This is a genomic window from Prosthecochloris marina (assembly GCF_003182595.1).
GTDB classification, from domain to species: Bacteria; Bacteroidota; Chlorobiia; order Chlorobiales; family Chlorobiaceae; genus Prosthecochloris; species Prosthecochloris marina.
On sequence record NZ_PDNZ01000009.1, the window covers coordinates 1 to 14,923 of the forward strand.

At 47.5% G+C, this 14,923-nt stretch carries 17 protein-coding genes and 1 pseudogene; all 18 read right to left on the minus strand.

Annotated features, from left to right (window positions below; genetic code table 11):
* Positions 1-91, minus strand: a pseudogene (locus CR164_RS13250) (DsrE/DsrF/DrsH-like family protein); the annotation flags it as partial.
* Positions 92-166: 75 nt separating this feature from the next.
* A complete protein-coding gene (locus tag CR164_RS11370; protein ID WP_110024122.1) occupies positions 167-583 on the minus strand; it encodes a DUF1634 domain-containing protein in 417 nt (138 codons plus the stop codon).
* Positions 580-1,533, minus strand: coding sequence for a sulfite exporter TauE/SafE family protein (locus CR164_RS11375; RefSeq protein ID WP_161953526.1), 954 nt, complete (start codon positions 1,531-1,533; stop codon positions 580-582). Before CR164_RS11375 ends, CR164_RS11370 begins: the two co-directional genes overlap by 4 nt.
* 164 nt (positions 1,534-1,697) lie before the next feature.
* Entirely contained in the window at positions 1,698-3,062 is a 1,365-nt protein-coding gene (cobA, locus tag CR164_RS11380; protein WP_110024123.1) for a uroporphyrinogen-III C-methyltransferase, read from the minus strand.
* Between the two features lie 164 nt (positions 3,063-3,226).
* Entirely contained in the window at positions 3,227-3,679 is a 453-nt protein-coding gene (locus CR164_RS11385; RefSeq protein WP_110024201.1) for a precorrin-2 dehydrogenase/sirohydrochlorin ferrochelatase family protein, read from the minus strand.
* Between the two features lie 78 nt (positions 3,680-3,757).
* Positions 3,758-4,909, minus strand: coding sequence for a sulfate reduction electron transfer complex DsrMKJOP subunit DsrP (dsrP, locus tag CR164_RS11390; protein WP_110024124.1), 1,152 nt, complete (start codon positions 4,907-4,909; stop codon positions 3,758-3,760).
* Between the two features lie 9 nt (positions 4,910-4,918).
* On the minus strand, positions 4,919-5,695 hold the full coding sequence (gene dsrO / locus CR164_RS11395) for a sulfate reduction electron transfer complex DsrMKJOP subunit DsrO (protein ID WP_110024125.1): 777 nt from the start codon (positions 5,693-5,695) through the stop codon (positions 4,919-4,921).
* An 11-nt stretch (positions 5,696-5,706) separates the two neighbouring features.
* Positions 5,707-6,069 carry a sulfate reduction electron transfer complex DsrMKJOP subunit DsrJ gene (gene dsrJ, locus CR164_RS11400; RefSeq protein WP_167392947.1) on the minus strand — a complete coding sequence of 121 codons (363 nt, stop codon included), beginning with the start codon at positions 6,067-6,069 and terminating at the stop codon, positions 5,707-5,709.
* The gene (gene dsrK / locus CR164_RS11405; RefSeq protein ID WP_110024126.1) at positions 6,059-7,708 is read right to left on the minus strand and encodes a sulfate reduction electron transfer complex DsrMKJOP subunit DsrK; all 1,650 of its coding nucleotides are present in this window, start codon (positions 7,706-7,708) and stop codon (positions 6,059-6,061) included. Before dsrK ends, dsrJ begins: the two co-directional genes overlap by 11 nt.
* Before the next feature lie 2 nt (positions 7,709-7,710).
* On the minus strand, positions 7,711-8,706 hold the full coding sequence (gene dsrM / locus CR164_RS11410; protein WP_110024127.1) for a sulfate reduction electron transfer complex DsrMKJOP subunit DsrM: 996 nt from the start codon (positions 8,704-8,706) through the stop codon (positions 7,711-7,713).
* Positions 8,703-9,158 (minus strand): RsbRD N-terminal domain-containing protein, encoded by a 456-nt coding sequence (locus tag CR164_RS11415; RefSeq protein ID WP_110024128.1) that lies wholly within the window; start codon positions 9,156-9,158, stop codon positions 8,703-8,705. The genes dsrM and CR164_RS11415 overlap by 4 nt, the downstream gene beginning before the upstream one ends.
* Before the next feature lie 15 nt (positions 9,159-9,173).
* Complete coding sequence (gene tusB / locus CR164_RS11420) at positions 9,174-9,467, minus strand: sulfurtransferase complex subunit TusB (protein WP_110024129.1); 294 nt, start codon at positions 9,465-9,467, stop codon at positions 9,174-9,176.
* A 36-nt stretch (positions 9,468-9,503) separates the two neighbouring features.
* Entirely contained in the window at positions 9,504-9,869 is a 366-nt protein-coding gene (gene tusC / locus CR164_RS11425) for a sulfurtransferase complex subunit TusC (RefSeq protein WP_110024130.1), read from the minus strand.
* Between the two features lie 18 nt (positions 9,870-9,887).
* Positions 9,888-10,247, minus strand: a complete 360-nt coding sequence (gene tusD, locus CR164_RS11430) for a sulfurtransferase complex subunit TusD (RefSeq protein ID WP_110024131.1) — start codon at positions 10,245-10,247, stop codon at positions 9,888-9,890.
* A gap of 47 nt (positions 10,248-10,294) precedes the next feature.
* Positions 10,295-10,666, minus strand: a complete 372-nt coding sequence (locus CR164_RS11435) for a hypothetical protein (protein WP_110024132.1) — start codon at positions 10,664-10,666, stop codon at positions 10,295-10,297.
* Between the two features lie 83 nt (positions 10,667-10,749).
* Positions 10,750-12,492, minus strand: coding sequence for an NAD(P)-binding protein (locus CR164_RS11440; protein WP_110024133.1), 1,743 nt, complete (start codon positions 12,490-12,492; stop codon positions 10,750-10,752).
* Between the two features lie 21 nt (positions 12,493-12,513).
* The gene (dsrB, locus tag CR164_RS11445; protein WP_110024134.1) at positions 12,514-13,593 is read right to left on the minus strand and encodes a dissimilatory-type sulfite reductase subunit beta; all 1,080 of its coding nucleotides are present in this window, start codon (positions 13,591-13,593) and stop codon (positions 12,514-12,516) included.
* Between the two features lie 49 nt (positions 13,594-13,642).
* Positions 13,643-14,869: a dissimilatory-type sulfite reductase subunit alpha gene (gene dsrA / locus CR164_RS11450; protein ID WP_110024135.1), complete on the minus strand. Its 1,227-nt coding sequence runs from the start codon at positions 14,867-14,869 to the stop codon at positions 13,643-13,645.
* Positions 14,870-14,923: the final 54 nt, after the last annotated feature.

The window sequence follows — 14,923 nt, forward strand, 5'->3', positions numbered from 1 at the left end:
CAGCCGCCGAGCCCAGGATAAACGGGGGATATGCCCAGTCCAGTGTCCCTCGGGATGCTATCAGTGCTACTTTTTTCGCTGTTTCCGCCATTGTGATTATGCTTTGTTACTGTTCTGAAAAACCTGTTCAAAACAACATGAAAAAAATATACAACCGTTAGAAATGTCAGTGACCTGACCCGATAATACCACTTGCCGCAAAAACCAGGACGAGAATTTGTAGAATGGAAATGACTGAATAGATGACGTTTTTCTCATCGAAAAACACACCTGTTACTGCGACAAGACACACTATTGTTGCTGCGGCGAGATACGCTATCGATGCAAAGCTCAGCACATCTCCTTTAAGGATATCGGAAACCCACGCCCAACCTGTGGGCAAGTGAAACTGACGATTCAGTTCCGCAGCACTGAGATGCCAGTTCCGGGCAATATCATCGATAGAGACTGAATGAGGCAGAAGCTCAAAAACATAAACCGCAAAACCAGATACAACAAAAACGATTCCCAGAGTTGAAACCCAGTGCAGTACACGGGCATAAACAAGCTGGGCATTATTCGGATGTGCATGATTGTTGTTCATATTCCAAATCCCTTGAATATCGCACGTGCACCAGCGAGTAACAGTAACGTTATAACAATGACCCTTACCGATTTCGTCCTTACCCTGGTTAACAGTTTGGCTCCTATTTTTGTCCCAAGCATCATTCCGGCTATTGAAGGAACGGCGATCAGAGGCAAAACGGCACCTTTGTGGAGGTACACCCATGCAGCAGCAGTATCATTGATGGAAAGCACAAAGACACTGGTTGCCACCGATACTTTCAAAGGGGCTCCTAGCACGAGATTGAAAACAGGAACATTCGCCCAGCCGGCACCAAGCCCGAACATTCCGGCCATAAAACCGATAACGACGAACAACACCAGCCCGATAGGGGTACGGTGAATCTTCCAATCGATATCTTTCTTCAACGACTCCTCATAGTAAATCCCCTGAATATGCAGAACCTGTGACAGCTTGTCAGATGCTGTAACTTCCGGGAACTCGGATTTCCTGGCCCGCAGCATAACGATGGCTATAAAAACAATCGTACTCCCGAGAGCAAGCTGAACAATGTGAGCAGGCAATGCAAGACCGACAAGGGCACCGAAAATGGAACTCACAGAACCGATCAGGGCCATGGAAAGGGCAAGTTTCAAATTAGCAAGCCCTTTTTTCAAAAGAGGCGCCCCTGCAGAAAGAGCCCCTGCAAGGGCAACCATCAAACCGGCACCCCGAACAAAATCAAGATGGAAGGGAAAAAGGCTGCTGACAATCGGCACATAAAGCACCCCGCCGCCAACACCAGCCACAATGGCCACAATTCCAAGAAAAAAAGAAAAAATAAAGAGAAGGAGCACCCAGACCCACCAAGCTATACTCTCGGAAGGAACAGCTTCAGCGCCAAGAACAACCTGCGGTAATACAACAAGCGATACTGACAAAAACAGCATGAACGGCCAAAAAAACTTACTGCTGGTTGTTGAAAACATGAAAGACGTTTATTGAAAATTTGGGTGTGATGAAGAGGATACTTCCGAACCATTCCACTGCAACACCGAATAGATGAATAAATATATAGTTTATTTGGAAAATACCGGAACTTAACAACTGTTTATTCCGAAAAAAAACCAGATAAAGACACTTTTTTATGCCATCACACCAAGGATGCGTCGAAAAGAGTCATGTATTCGACATCCGTTTTCGAATCGGCTGTCCGTACCGTTATCTTTTCAGGTATCTCCGTGTACATTGTTTTAAAGAGCCGAACACATTCCGGTGAAGAAAAGTAGATTTCATCAATACAATCAAGCTCTATCCTTTCATCCGGGGTGGATGAAGGTTGAACGGAAACATCGAGAAATATCACACTGTTTTTCAGAGATGTAAGCTCATCGACAAGATAATCATCGATAAAACCCGAGCAGGGGATCACAATATTCTCATCGGTGATCCCGAGGCTTTTCATTTCCACGACAATCTCCTCAGAGGTTCCGGCGTCGAGACACAAGTCCGGCAGAACTCCATGTTTCAGGAGTTCTGCCGAAGCAGCCGTACCAACCGGGCAAAAAACGGTGTTTACAAAATCACCAATATTGAGATCCTGTTCAAAGAGATAGTTGAAAAAGTAACGTACCGCATATTTGTCAGGAAAAAGTAACATGAGTTCTTCGCTTATATCCTCAACCTTTTCTTTTACGTGTTCCTGTTCGTTATGCTTGAAATCATTGCAGGAATAACGAACCACAACGTACTCGTCGTTTTCATATCTATTGACTCCTTTCCCGGCTATCAGTACTCTCTTCTTTTTTCCGAACCAGTAATCATCGATAAACTCGGTAATGTTTTCTCCGAGAATAAGCAGAGCTGGTGAGACAACCTTTTTGTCTTTGTCTCTCAATTCACCGAGCGTCCCTGCAAATATTTTCTGGTTATACCGCGTCGCGTTCTGAACGATGGCGACCTTTGTTTTTTCTTCTTTTCCTTTTCCAATGAGGGCCTCTGCAACATCACTGGCAGACGACGCCACCATGTAATAAACAATGGTGTCCGCGTCAGGAACATGTATCTTGTCCAGGGGATGGCCCGTACAGAAGGCTACGGACGATGATACGTGCCGTATGGTCAAAGGGATCTCGGTATATGCACTTGCACCATGAGCAGCCGTAATGCCGGGAATTATTTCATACTCGATACCATGTTTCCGCAAAAAGGCAATTTCTTCTCCTCCCCTGCCGAAAACATACGGATCACCTCCTTTTAACCGGGCAACTTTCCTGCCCAGTTTCGCATGAAACACGATCTCCTGGTTTATTGCATCCTGCGCAAAATGATGTTTGTCCTTTCTTTTCCCGGTATATATTTTCAGGGCATCAAACTGCCCAACCAGCTCACTGCTCACAAGATTGTCGTAAAGAATCACATCGACTTCGTGCAGTACCCTTTCTGCTTTAACCGTCAGCAGCTCGGGATCTCCCGGACCTGCACCTATGATATAGACGTATCCTGCATTATCTTTCATTACTCTCAATCGTTATAATATCACCTGTTATTCGCATCCTCATCAAAAACCTATCGTTCTTCCACACCACCCTTTGTAATAACAAGTAACTTTTGCAAAGTTTTATTTCTTGTACGTCATGCCGTCCCGTGAAACAGATGTCCCCCCAAACCACATGTTTTTTCTTACCGCATTCTCCCTTCCTTTAGCATCTCCCTTATCTGGTTCCGCCATGCAACAGCTTTTTTTACATCCTGACCGTTAGACGAAACGGCAATGGTCATTTCATTTTCCTTGAAAATTGCCGGTGAGATAAAGTCCGAAAGTTCCCGATTATCGACGACATTGACCATGATACCCCTTGCTGCAGCATCAGATTTTATCCTGCGATTGACCTCGATACTGTTTGTTGCGGCATAGACAAGAAAAAAGCCATCGAGATCGGTTTCTTCATACTCCTTGCAAACAAGCTCGAAACCTTTTCCTCTCAGTGCATCATGAATCTCCGGAGCGACAATGGTAATGTTCCGTGTATATCTTTCTATAGTCTGAATCTTGTGCAAGGCAATGTTTCCGCCTCCGATAAAAAGGATCTTCTTATCATCGATCCTTATGTTCAGCGGTAAAAAAACTTTCATCATAACTGATTTATTCGGAGATAGTTGCAAGGTGTTCAGGATTGCGTGAAAAAAGCTGCGGATTTTTCAATCGGCCTCTCAATCCTGAGTTTTCACCGCAACAGCGACCTTCAACAGTACGGTTAACAGAAGTATTCCGATTGCCCAAATCCCGAGAGTTATGGACACTTCACCCAAAGTCGGCATATACCCGACAATCTCCTCGAGCGGTGAGGGAACAAAACCTCCGATAATCAAGCCAACACCCTTGTCGATCCATATTGAAACCGTTATTCCGATGCACGCCATTATCAACCATTTGGAAGATGTTCTGAGTTTCGGAATCAGCAGCACAACCAAAGAGCCCAAACCGACAATCATGGAAACCCACATCCAGGGAACAAGCTGACCTTTACCATGAAGACCGAAAAACAGATACTGAAGGCTGTGCATGTGGCTAGGTATATTGCTGTAGAACGCTGTAAAAAACTCCATCCCCAAAAGGAAGAAATTGATAATCGTCGCATAGGTCACAATCACTGCAAGCTTGTTTATCGCTTGTTTGCCTGCATCGAATCCGGTTGTTTTTTTGAGAACAAAAGAGACCAGAATCAAAATTGCAGGACCAGCCGCAAATGCCGAAGCAAGGAAACGGGGAGCAAGTACAGCAGTCAGCCACAGATGCCTGCCTGGTAAACCTGCATACAAAAACGCAGTCACAGTATGGATACTGACCGCCCAGGGAATGGAAAGATAAATGACGGGCTTGACCCACTTTGGAGGAGGCACACCTTTTCTCTCCGCACCGAGGACCGTCCAGCCGCTGATGATATTCAGCAGCAAATAGCCGCTTAAAACCGTAGCGTCCCAGAAAAGCATCGAGTTCGGCGTCGGATAGAGCATAACATTAAGTACCCTGTCGGGTCTGCCGAGGTCGACGAGTATAAACAAGACACACATTATCGTTGCTGCAACCGCGAGAAACTCACCGACGATGACAATCTTGCCGAAAGCCTTATAATCGTGCAGATAATAGGGTAAAACAACCATCACTGCAGATGCAGCCACACCGACAAAAAACGTGAACTGTGCAATGTAGACACCCCAGCTGACATCCCTGCCCATCCCCGTGAGGGTAAGACCGGTAGTCAGCTGATTGATGTAGAAATAAACGCCCGCCGAAATAATAACAAGCAGGAGCACGATCCAGCTCCAATAATTACGGTCTCCGTTAAGTGCTTTCTCTATCATGAGGAATCATTATATGATGTAGAAAACGGACGGTCTGGTACCCAGCTCGGCCCTCCGTTGCAATGAGTGATTCTTTTCGAGCAACATTCTGACTTCTGACTCCGGATCATTCAGATCACCGAATGTCAATGCGCCTTCCGAACACTCTGCAACACAGGCAGGTTGTAGCCCCTGTGCAAGCCGTTCGGAACAGAAATTACATTTCTCGACAACCCCCCTTTCCCTGGTGGGATATGCCTGGCTTCTTTTTTGTATAGCAGGCCTTGGGTCTCTCCAGTTGAAGCTTCTTGCTCCGTAAGGGCAGGCGGCCATACAGAAACGGCAGCCGATGCAACGATGATAATCCATCGCGACAATACCGTCCCAATCACGTTTGAATGTCGCCTTTGTCGGGCACGCTCTTACGCAAGGAGGGTTATCACAGTGGTTGCAAAGAGCCAGATATGACCGTTCCATGGTTTCTTTACTGACAAACTGCTCGCTCTCACCAGGAAAAACATTCCCGTAGGGGCTTTTCCATATCCACTTTATTTCATCCTTGATGTTATCGAAATCAGGTACATTGTGCACCTCGTGGCATGCATCGATACATTTTGTACACCCATCCTTACACTTTCGTGTATCGATAACCATTCCCCAGCGCTTTCCGGAAGTAGAATCCTCATGAGTTGTCGATGCAACCGCCGTTTCAAAAGAAGACTTCGGAAATATACCGGAAGCAACCCCCAGACCAGCGAGGACACCTAAACCGGTTTTCTTGATAAACTCTCTTCTATTCTCGTTCATCACATTGTTTTCTACATTTCATGATGACATCCATAGCAGTTCGGTTTTGCGCCAGCGTAGGTGTGACAGTTTATACAAAATCCCCTGCTGCCATGACATTGAAAGCAAGTATTCAGGCTTTTTTCAAACTCTCTGCCGTCAGGAGTTACATGAATGCGTTCACCCTCACGCACCGCCGAATGACGCCACTCGTTCAACAGAAGCATGTGGTTCTCACGCATGTATTCTCTTGACTCGACACAGTGTTCACCGGGACCTTTCGCAACCGGTGTCGAAATTTTTTTTGCTTCGCCTTCCTGCCAGAATGCATAGGTTACCGCAAAGAAAAACAGCGCCAACCCCCCAAAGACAAGTATACGTTCCCTAATCTTCATCTTCCTCCTCGTCTTCGAATCCGGCCATTGGGTCTTCCCTCATGTCCTCGGTTCTTTTGTTTTCACCCTCCATAACAAGAGCGTTTCCGACCAACTCGTGAAGTCCGTAGACTGAAACTCCGGGATTCCAGTAATTCATAAGGGCAGGAAGCGTAGCGCGATCGATAGCACAGATAGTAACAAGGGAGTCCACATCGTGTTTCTCCTTGACATGCCTGACTGCATTGGCTCTGGGAAAGCCACCTCTTAAACGAATATCCATATACTCTTCGGTATTGATACCACTACCCGAACCGCAGCAGAAGGTCTGCTCACGAATGGTGTTTTCCGGCATCTCATGAAAGGTGTTGCATACATTATTCAGTACATACCTCGGTTCTTCGAACATCCCCATCCCCCTGGCAATGTTACAGGAATCATGGAACGTCGTTCGCAGATGATCGTTACGCTTGGGATCGAGTTTCAGTTTACCGTGTTTGATGAGATCCGCGGTAAACTCGACAATATGGACCATTTTTGTAGATGCCGCGTTGGTGAATTTCGTTCCGGTTAAGGGTGAAACCGGTTGTTCGAGAAAATCTGCCGGACCGTTCATGGTATCCATATACTGATGCACGACTCTCCACATATGACCGCATTCACCGCCAAGTATCCATTTGACACCCAATCGTTTAGCCTCATGGTACATTTTGGCATTGAGCTTCTTTGCCATCTCGTTAGAGGTGAAAAACCCAAAATTCCCCCCTTCCGAAGCGTAAGTGCTGATGGTGTAATCCAGACCGATGTGCTCGAAAAGCATCATATAACCCATCATTGTATAGACGCCCGGTTCGGCAAACACATCACCGGAAGGTGTTATGAACAACACTTCAGCTCCCTTACGGTTGAATGTCGGATTAACGGTAACCCCGGTGAGATCTTCAATGTCTTCGGCAAGCGACTCGATATTCTGCACAAATGTGTGCGGTTCGATCCCCAGATGGTTCCCGGTTCGGTTGCAGTTCGATACCGGCTCAAGAATCCAGTTATTGTTAACCCCGATAAGGTGCAGCAGTTCCCTGCCCATCATCGTGATCTCTGCAGTATCGATACCGAACGGACAGAAAACGGAACAGCGGCGGCACTCGGTACACTGGTGGAAGTACATATGCCACTCCTTGATAACCTCGGGCGTCAGCTTTCTCGCCCCGGAAAAACCCTTGAGGATTTTTTCAGCAAGGGGAAAATCATTTCGATACACGGAACGGATAAGTTCGGCTCGTGCAACCGGCATATTCTTGGGATCTCCTGTACCCAGGAAAAAATGACACTTGTCGGCACAAGCCCCGCAACGTACGCAGGTATCCAGAAAAAGCTTGAAAGAACGGAACCGTTCAAGGCGATCTTTCATGCCATCCTTGATGGTTTTTTCCCACCCGTCAGGTAATTTCCAGTCGTCGTCTGTCGGCGACCACTTTCTTGGGTTTGCGAATCCAAGATCCTCGACAATTTCAGGTTTGGCAGGATAACACCAGTTTCCATCTCGGAACTCTACAGGCGTATCGAACAACTCCTTGTCAGGATAATCGCCTTTGAGGAGGCTTGGTTTTTCCTCGAACTCCTTTTTCAGTTCCGATTGTTTTGGAGCAAATTTCGGCATAGTTATTTCTTTTCAACCGGCAGGTTCGCTTTTTTCATCTTTTCACGGAACTCATCTTCGTATTCGGCATAGGTCCTGAACTTCATATCGGGATTCCAGGGATTCACATGCCTTTTTTCACGACTGTTGTTAGCGAGATTACGTGTCGGACTCATGAAAATCCCGCCCATGTGCATCAACTTGCTGAATGGAAAATACATGGCAAGAACGCATACAAGGAAAAGATGAACATAGAAAAGTGCACCGATTCCTTCAGGAAGAGCGAGATTGAAGTGGACAAGATTGACCATCAGGTCTTTCACCGACATCACATCGACTTTGACAATGTAGCGCATGAGAACCCCTACCAGAGCTATCGCCAAAATCATGAACAGCGGGAAATAATCGGTCGGCAGCGATATCAGACGTACTTTAACATCCTGAAACCGTCGAATCACCAGAAATGTCACGGCAGCAAGAAGAACGACATCCGTAACATATAATGCAGGAAGCGTTACATCCAGGAAACCGTCAACATCTTCGAGAAGCTGTACAAAACCTGGAACCTTTGCAATAAAAAAACGGTAATGACGGATCACGACAATAAGCATCGACCAGTGAAAAGCAAGTCCGGCAAGCCATAACCACTTACTCGAACCGTAGGCAAGTTTCGGGCCGTTGTGCATCTCAGCCTTGGTGTTTCTGAAAAGAGAACGGAAAAAAAGTACCTCCGATAACACTCTTCCTGCCGCCTCCCAGAAATTGGATGGGCTCTCGAGCCGGTTCGGCTTGATCCAGTCAAGAGATTTTTCCTGCCCGCAGGTCGTCGGGATTCTGAAAGGAACGGGGCTTCTTGCCCAGTCAACCACACGGTAGATAAAACCGCCGATAAAGACCACAATTGCAACATAGGGTATGATCACACCGAACAGAAAACCAAGTCCGGCAAACTGCACCGCTACGTAAGGGACAAACGCTAAAAGTACAACCATTATCAGAGGCATTACAGCTTTTCTCATGCTTTGGCCCTCCTTGACATCATAAACGTCTGACGTTTGCTTTCTTCGACTTTCAGCTGATAAATTTTTTCACGATGCACCATGTAACTATCGAACGCTTGAAGCGTGAGGTGCTCGATACTGGCCTGAAACTCCTCCCAATGCTTCTTTTTTTCATTTCCGGGTGCCATTTCCCGCAGTATCGATTTCAGCTCAAAAAAAAGAGACATCGCCTTTGACGGTGGAAAATTCTGAACGGCAAGGATTCGTGATATCCTGTTCACTGTTTCACCGACTCTTTCGGGTGACTCTCCCAAAGCATCCAAGATTTCAGCCAGTACTTCAGAAAGAGCCTCCGCCAAAGGGGTTGCCGAATGCATTTTTTGCGGGAAAAAAGCAAGAACGCTTTGCCGCCAGCGCTCAAGTACGAGCGATCTGTTTTTGCGTATCAACCTGATGTATTCTTTATTCATGACATACAGAAAAAATCAGAGCCAGCTGTTGACCTGATGATCTTCAACAAGCTCGACAAACCCGTCATAATCGATTTGCGCCACCCCTTCGACCACTGCAGAGATTCCCCGGGCAGCAAGATCAGGTTGTAGCACGTAGACCGGATTGTTTTTCATGGTGTTTTCAAGCAGTCCGGAGAATCTGTTCCCTCCCTGGACGGCATAGACGCCGTCTTCGATAAAAAGTAAAGGATCTCCCGGCTGGAGAAATCTGATGCATGTCTCCATTGCATTGTTTTCAAATGGAGACTTGTTGATGGTATGTAACATACTTTGGTAAATTTTTTGCTGCAGAAACAGTAAAGCTTAATGAGGAACGATGACATCCTGCTCATTCATGAGCCTGCCGATTTCCCCGGATGTAAGAACCTCGACATCCACGAGCAGATCGTCTTCGGTCAATCCGCGTTCCTCCAGCGATTCCTTATCGACATAGAGCTTTTCAACATCATATCCGTCAAGGGCCATGAATGTTTTGGCAAAGCCTTTTGTTCCGATTCCTCCGGTATCCTGATCTTTCTTCAGCGCATAGATACCGTCACCGATAAACGCAACGGAAAGATCCTGCTCATAGGCTGCCATAATCAGAATCATTTCCAGACCTTCATAGGTATAAATTGAACCGTGAGGCGCCCGGCGCATCACGTGCATAATTTTTTTAACGTCTTCCATGTTTATAGAGAATACCGTTTAGTCTCCAAAAGTTACCAATCTGTCATTGCGGATGGCGATATCGGTCAACGTTCCGAGACCGGTAATTTCCGCACCTTCTATAATGACATCGTCATTGATTCCTCTGCGCTTGGACGCAGCGATACATGCCAGCACTTCAACGCCGTGCTCCTTACCGAGCTCATTCCAGCGTCTTGCAATATCCCTGTCGTCCTGGGGGGGATCCATATGTTTTGTAACATTGGTCACACCATCGTTGTAGAGGAATACGGCATCAACCTTGTGCCCTTTTTTGATAGCTGCCTCCGCAAACTTGAAAGCAGTATCGGAAGCCTGATGGTTATAAGGCCCTTCCTTAAGCAAAATCCCAATATTCACTGTAGATACTGTTAGTTCAGGTTATTAAATAAAGTACAGGCACGTGCTCAAGCACACTCCGCCATTTTTCCTTTGAACGTTTCATAGAGAGATTTCCAGGCTGTGGTATAGTTCTCATAAGGCCTCTCTATATAAGAGGAGAGATAGAGGGCCTTTTCAGCAGCATCGATATCACCGACTTTCAACGATTCGACCGCCTTTTCGCCTGAATCGGCAGCATCGTTACCCATAAGGTGGACCTGATGCCAGTAATTTACCGCTTCTTCACGGTAGATAAACGAGACCGGAAGTGCCTCTGCCTCTTTCAGAGAAACGACCTCGACATTTTTCGGACCGAATTTCATTTTCCAGCCGTTTTCAGCCCACTTTCTGGAGAGTTCGACCGCCTCCTCCACCCGAGGGACCATATCTTCAAACATAAACCTCTATACCTCCATCTTTTAAGGGCATCTCTATTTATTCTGCGCTTCAACTTCAATAAATAGAGATGTCCATCGTTTCATTAAAGACCCTCGGCACCACCCATCTGAATATACCCGCAAGGGCAGATCAGATGACAAAGGTGGCAACCCTCACACTCTGAATATTTGGTATACATCACCTCACCGACGGGATTATCCTTGAAACGCTGGATTGTTTCATGCGGACAGAAGGAAACGCATTGTTTACAGTCGAAACAAAGCCCGCAACTCATGCATCGCATTGCCTCATGGACAAACTGTTCTTCGGTGATCCCCTGGTCGATTTCGGTCTCGAGACCATCCTTGACGCGAACGTCAGGGGGAAGATGCGTCCTTTCACTCCTCTCTGCACCCTCGTAATACTCGAGATTCATGTCGGAAGTTTTGATGACTCTTCGCTCCTCAACCGGCGGAAACTCTCCGGTGAATTTGGCGTGAATGCTTTCAGCAGCCCGTCTTCCATCACCGATAGCACCACAGACAAGGCCGAGGTTTACCGCATCTCCTCCGGCAAATACACCGTCTTCGAGTGACCAGTCTTTTTTAGGCTTCAGCCAGTCCCTGCCGCTGATATAACGCTCGGCATCCAGCCATTCCGGTTCCTGGCTAATGGATGGGATGAGCGTGGTACAAGGCACTTCGAACTCAGAACCTTCGATCGGCACCGGTCTTCTTCGACCACTCTTGTCAGGTTCACCAAGTTCCATTCGCTGACACTTCACAGCAACTGCACGGTTGTTTTCGGTAACAATACCGATCGGAGCGGTCAGAAACTGAATGTCGATATTCTCTTCAAGCGCCTCCTCGATTTCAGGGTCAATTGCAGGCATCTCGTTACGGGTACGTCGATAAAGAATCGTTACCTTTCCGGCACCCAGCCTCAACGATACACGTGCAGCATCGATGGCGGTATCACCACCACCGATCACAACAACCTGATCACCGACATCGATTTTTTCGCCCGAATGGACACGGTTGAGAAACTCCGCACCGGTATAGACATTCTCAGCATCTTCACCATCCAGACCGAGCCGAATGCCTTTATGAGCACCGATAGCGAGGTAAACCGCATCGTATTTTTTCCTGATTTCATCAAGGCTGATATCCTTGCCTATAACCGTATTACATCTGATTTCAACCCCCATTCGCTCAATTGCCCCCACTTCGGCATCAATAACGTGACGGGGCAACCTGTATGGAGGTATTCCGTATCGAAGCATTCCCCCTGTTTCCTCAAACGCTTCGAAAACAGTGACATTATAGCCACGGCGGGCGAGCTGAAACGCACAGCTCAAACCTGCAGGACCTGAACCGACAACTGCGATTCGCTCAGGCCTTACTTCATCGGTCAGCTTTTCATGCTCAAAACCGTGTTGTATGGCATAATCACCTATCCAGCGCTCGAAGGCGTTGATACTTACCGAACCATCCTTCTCGTTCCGGTTGCAGCCGCCTTCACACGGATTGGGACATACGCGACCACATACTGCGGGTAACGGCTGAGTTTTGCTTACCTCGTGCCAGACCTTCCGGTATACCTCTTCCTTGTTCAGCTTTTTGGTTTCTATCTGCTGCACCGTCGTAAGCCACGCGCGGATATCGTTTCCCGCCGGGCATGCATCGTTACAGGGTGGCCGCCACTCGACATATATCGGACATTTGTGACTGGCATCACCGAAAGCAACTACCTTATCCGCCCCAACTTGCTCTTTATATGGTGGATACTCGTAATTAAGAGCGAAATCAAGGACCGGGTTGGACTCCTTGGGATCAAGTTGACTCATTGTTCTACTCCTTGCCTTTTATCAGAACCGTACGTGAGCGGACTGATTGAATGTTGTTCTCGCATGTCTGTAGTTATCGATCATATCCTCGTCAAAGATGAGGCCGGTCTCTTCGAAGAACTGTTTCCAACCGATTCTTTCAACCCATTCTCCCAGTCTCTCCCATGGACGCCCTCCCTTACGATAGGCATCGAGTATCTGCTTGACAACAGCACCCACCTCAGGCCAGCGGGGAGGATTGTTCGGCAAACCATGAGCCACAAGGCTCATCAAAGCAGGTTTTGATCTGGCGTTGCTGTTTTTTCCGGCAACCCAAATAGCAAATTTGGAGTATTCAGGGTGATTAATCTCCATGGAAGGGCACGCCCCGAAACAGGCGCCGCAGTACATGCATTTTTCCTCATCGATCACCAGCGATTTCTTGCCGTTAACAACCGTAGGACGGATTGCAGCAACCGGACAACGGGCGACAACTTTCGGCAGCTCGCAAATTTCACTCAGATTTTCATGGTTGATCCGGGGCGGACGGGTATGTTTCACGATAATCGCGATATCCCCCTGGCCACCGCAGTTCAGCTCACAGCACTGGGTAACGATCTTGACCTTATTCGGGAAATCCATGCCTCTGAAACCGTCGATAAGTTCATCCATCAGTGCCTTGACGACACCCGATGCGTCAGTTGCAGGAATATCACAATGCAACCACCCTTGGGTATGGGCAATCGGGGAAATGGTCTTGCCGGTACCGCCGACAGGAATTCCCCTGCTTTCGAGTTCATCGATAAGCGGCTGAACCTTTTCCTCATCCGGGGTTAGAAATTCCACGTTGTTTCGAGTGGTGAACCGTAGGTATCCATCGGCATAGGTATCGGCCACATCGCAAAGTACCCTTATAAAATCAACCGAATCCTGGCGGGGAGTTCCTCCGCGCACGGTATAGAGCACATCACCGCTTTCGGCAACGTGTTTCAACACCCCAGGTCGGGGATACTCATGATATTTCCATTTCCCGTAGTTTTTTTTCACAACCGGGTGCAGACCCTCCTTGTAAGGATAAGGGCCCGACTCAACTGTTTTCCATGTTCTTTCAGGACTGCTCATATTAAATTCCCCTCAAATTGTTTTTATCTCAACTGGAAGATTGTTAATCCTAATATTTCGTCTTGAAGTACGGATTGTCACGCGGCTTCGTCACCATGTCGATACTCGGTTCCAAACCGACACCGTCGAGAAACTGCTTCATACCGACGCGTTCGATAGTTTCACCAAGTCGTTCGTGGTCAAGACCATTATCATCCCACCAGTCGATAATCTCATCGGCCAGATCGATAAACTCCTCGATATCCTCTTCGTTTTCCATTTTCCTGAACGGCACAATCATGGACCCGGCATTGAAACCGACTTTGAGCGTACTCTTTCCGCCCATCAGGAGAGCCACGCCGCGCTCCTTGCCCGGAGAAAGCGCTTTCGGCATCACATTCAGACAATGCATGCAGTGAACACAGTTGCTGTTGTCTATCTCTATTCCGCCATCCTTGAGAGAAATAGCCCTTGTAGGACAGAGGTTAACAACCTCATTGACCAGTTTTTCCATTCCATTCGTTTCAACCCATGCTTTCACCTCATCGGCATCCATCTGGATCGAATCTTTCCACATCCCTATCACAGCTATGTCGGAGCGCATGATTGAATTCGTACAGTCGTTGGGACACCCAGAAAACTTAAGTTTGAATTTGTAGTTCCACTCAGGGCGATGGACCGCACCCACAAAATGTTTCATGACTCTCTCGTGCATTTCGAGGGTATCGTAACAAGCCTGCTCACAGCGAGCGGGACCGGCACAGGAAACTCCGGTACGCATTCCGGCTCCCGCACCGCCAAGATCCCAACCATTCTGGTTGAGTTCGTCAAAACACTCTTGAACTTTGTCAGCCTCGATACCTTGCAGCATGATATCTCCGGTCTGCCCATGCAAGGCTATCAGGCCGGTTCCGTGCTTTTCCCAAATATCGCACAGTTCCCTCAACGTATCCGTTTTGTAATGCAATCCCGGGGGAGCCTGGATACGCATTGTATGAAACTCCGATGCTTCAGGCAGCTTATCCCTTATCATCGAATATCGTGTAATAATCCCTGCGCCATATCCTTTCACGGTAACGAGCCCACCTTTCCAATATCCCATCCTGGTCTGGTAAGAATATTCCAGCTGATCCATTACGCCGCGTAGCATCGGCTTTTTTGTCCTTTCGGCAAGCTCCTTGAGACCGGTCACAAAACTTGGCCAGGGACCGCTTTCAAGCTCGTCCAGCATCGGTGTGGGGTTCAAAAACTTCCCATTATCCGACCCGTTCGAGCCGGCACCTGTAGCATCACCCATAATGATCCTCCTTTGATTCACAAAAAATTGGAAGGGAAACAGAGGTTCTGCCCC

Coding starts and splice junctions, on each gene's coding strand:
- CR164_RS11370 (WP_110024122.1), bottom strand. CDS start 583: ATGAACAACAATCATGCACATCCGAATAATGCCCAGCTTGTTTATGCC.
- CR164_RS11375 (WP_161953526.1), bottom strand. CDS start 1,533: ATGTTTTCAACAACCAGCAGTAAGTTTTTTTGGCCGTTCATGCTGTTT.
- cobA (WP_110024123.1), bottom strand. CDS start 3,062: ATGAAAGATAATGCAGGATACGTCTATATCATAGGTGCAGGTCCGGGA.
- CR164_RS11385 (WP_110024201.1), bottom strand. CDS start 3,679: ATGAAAGTTTTTTTACCGCTGAACATAAGGATCGATGATAAGAAGATC.
- dsrP (WP_110024124.1), bottom strand. CDS start 4,909: ATGATAGAGAAAGCACTTAACGGAGACCGTAATTATTGGAGCTGGATC.
- dsrO (WP_110024125.1), bottom strand. CDS start 5,695: ATGAACGAGAATAGAAGAGAGTTTATCAAGAAAACCGGTTTAGGTGTC.
- dsrJ (WP_167392947.1), bottom strand. CDS start 6,069: ATGAAGATTAGGGAACGTATACTTGTCTTTGGGGGGTTGGCGCTGTTT.
- dsrK (WP_110024126.1), bottom strand. CDS start 7,708: ATGCCGAAATTTGCTCCAAAACAATCGGAACTGAAAAAGGAGTTCGAG.
- dsrM (WP_110024127.1), bottom strand. CDS start 8,706: ATGAGAAAAGCTGTAATGCCTCTGATAATGGTTGTACTTTTAGCGTTT.
- CR164_RS11415 (WP_110024128.1), bottom strand. CDS start 9,158: ATGAATAAAGAATACATCAGGTTGATACGCAAAAACAGATCGCTCGTA.
- tusB (WP_110024129.1), bottom strand. CDS start 9,467: ATGTTACATACCATCAACAAGTCTCCATTTGAAAACAATGCAATGGAG.
- tusC (WP_110024130.1), bottom strand. CDS start 9,869: ATGGAAGACGTTAAAAAAATTATGCACGTGATGCGCCGGGCGCCTCAC.
- CR164_RS11435 (WP_110024132.1), bottom strand. CDS start 10,666: ATGTTTGAAGATATGGTCCCTCGGGTGGAGGAGGCGGTCGAACTCTCC.
- CR164_RS11440 (WP_110024133.1), bottom strand. CDS start 12,492: ATGAGTCAACTTGATCCCAAGGAGTCCAACCCGGTCCTTGATTTCGCT.
- dsrB (WP_110024134.1), bottom strand. CDS start 13,593: ATGAGCAGTCCTGAAAGAACATGGAAAACAGTTGAGTCGGGCCCTTAT.
- dsrA (WP_110024135.1), bottom strand. CDS start 14,869: ATGGGTGATGCTACAGGTGCCGGCTCGAACGGGTCGGATAATGGGAAG.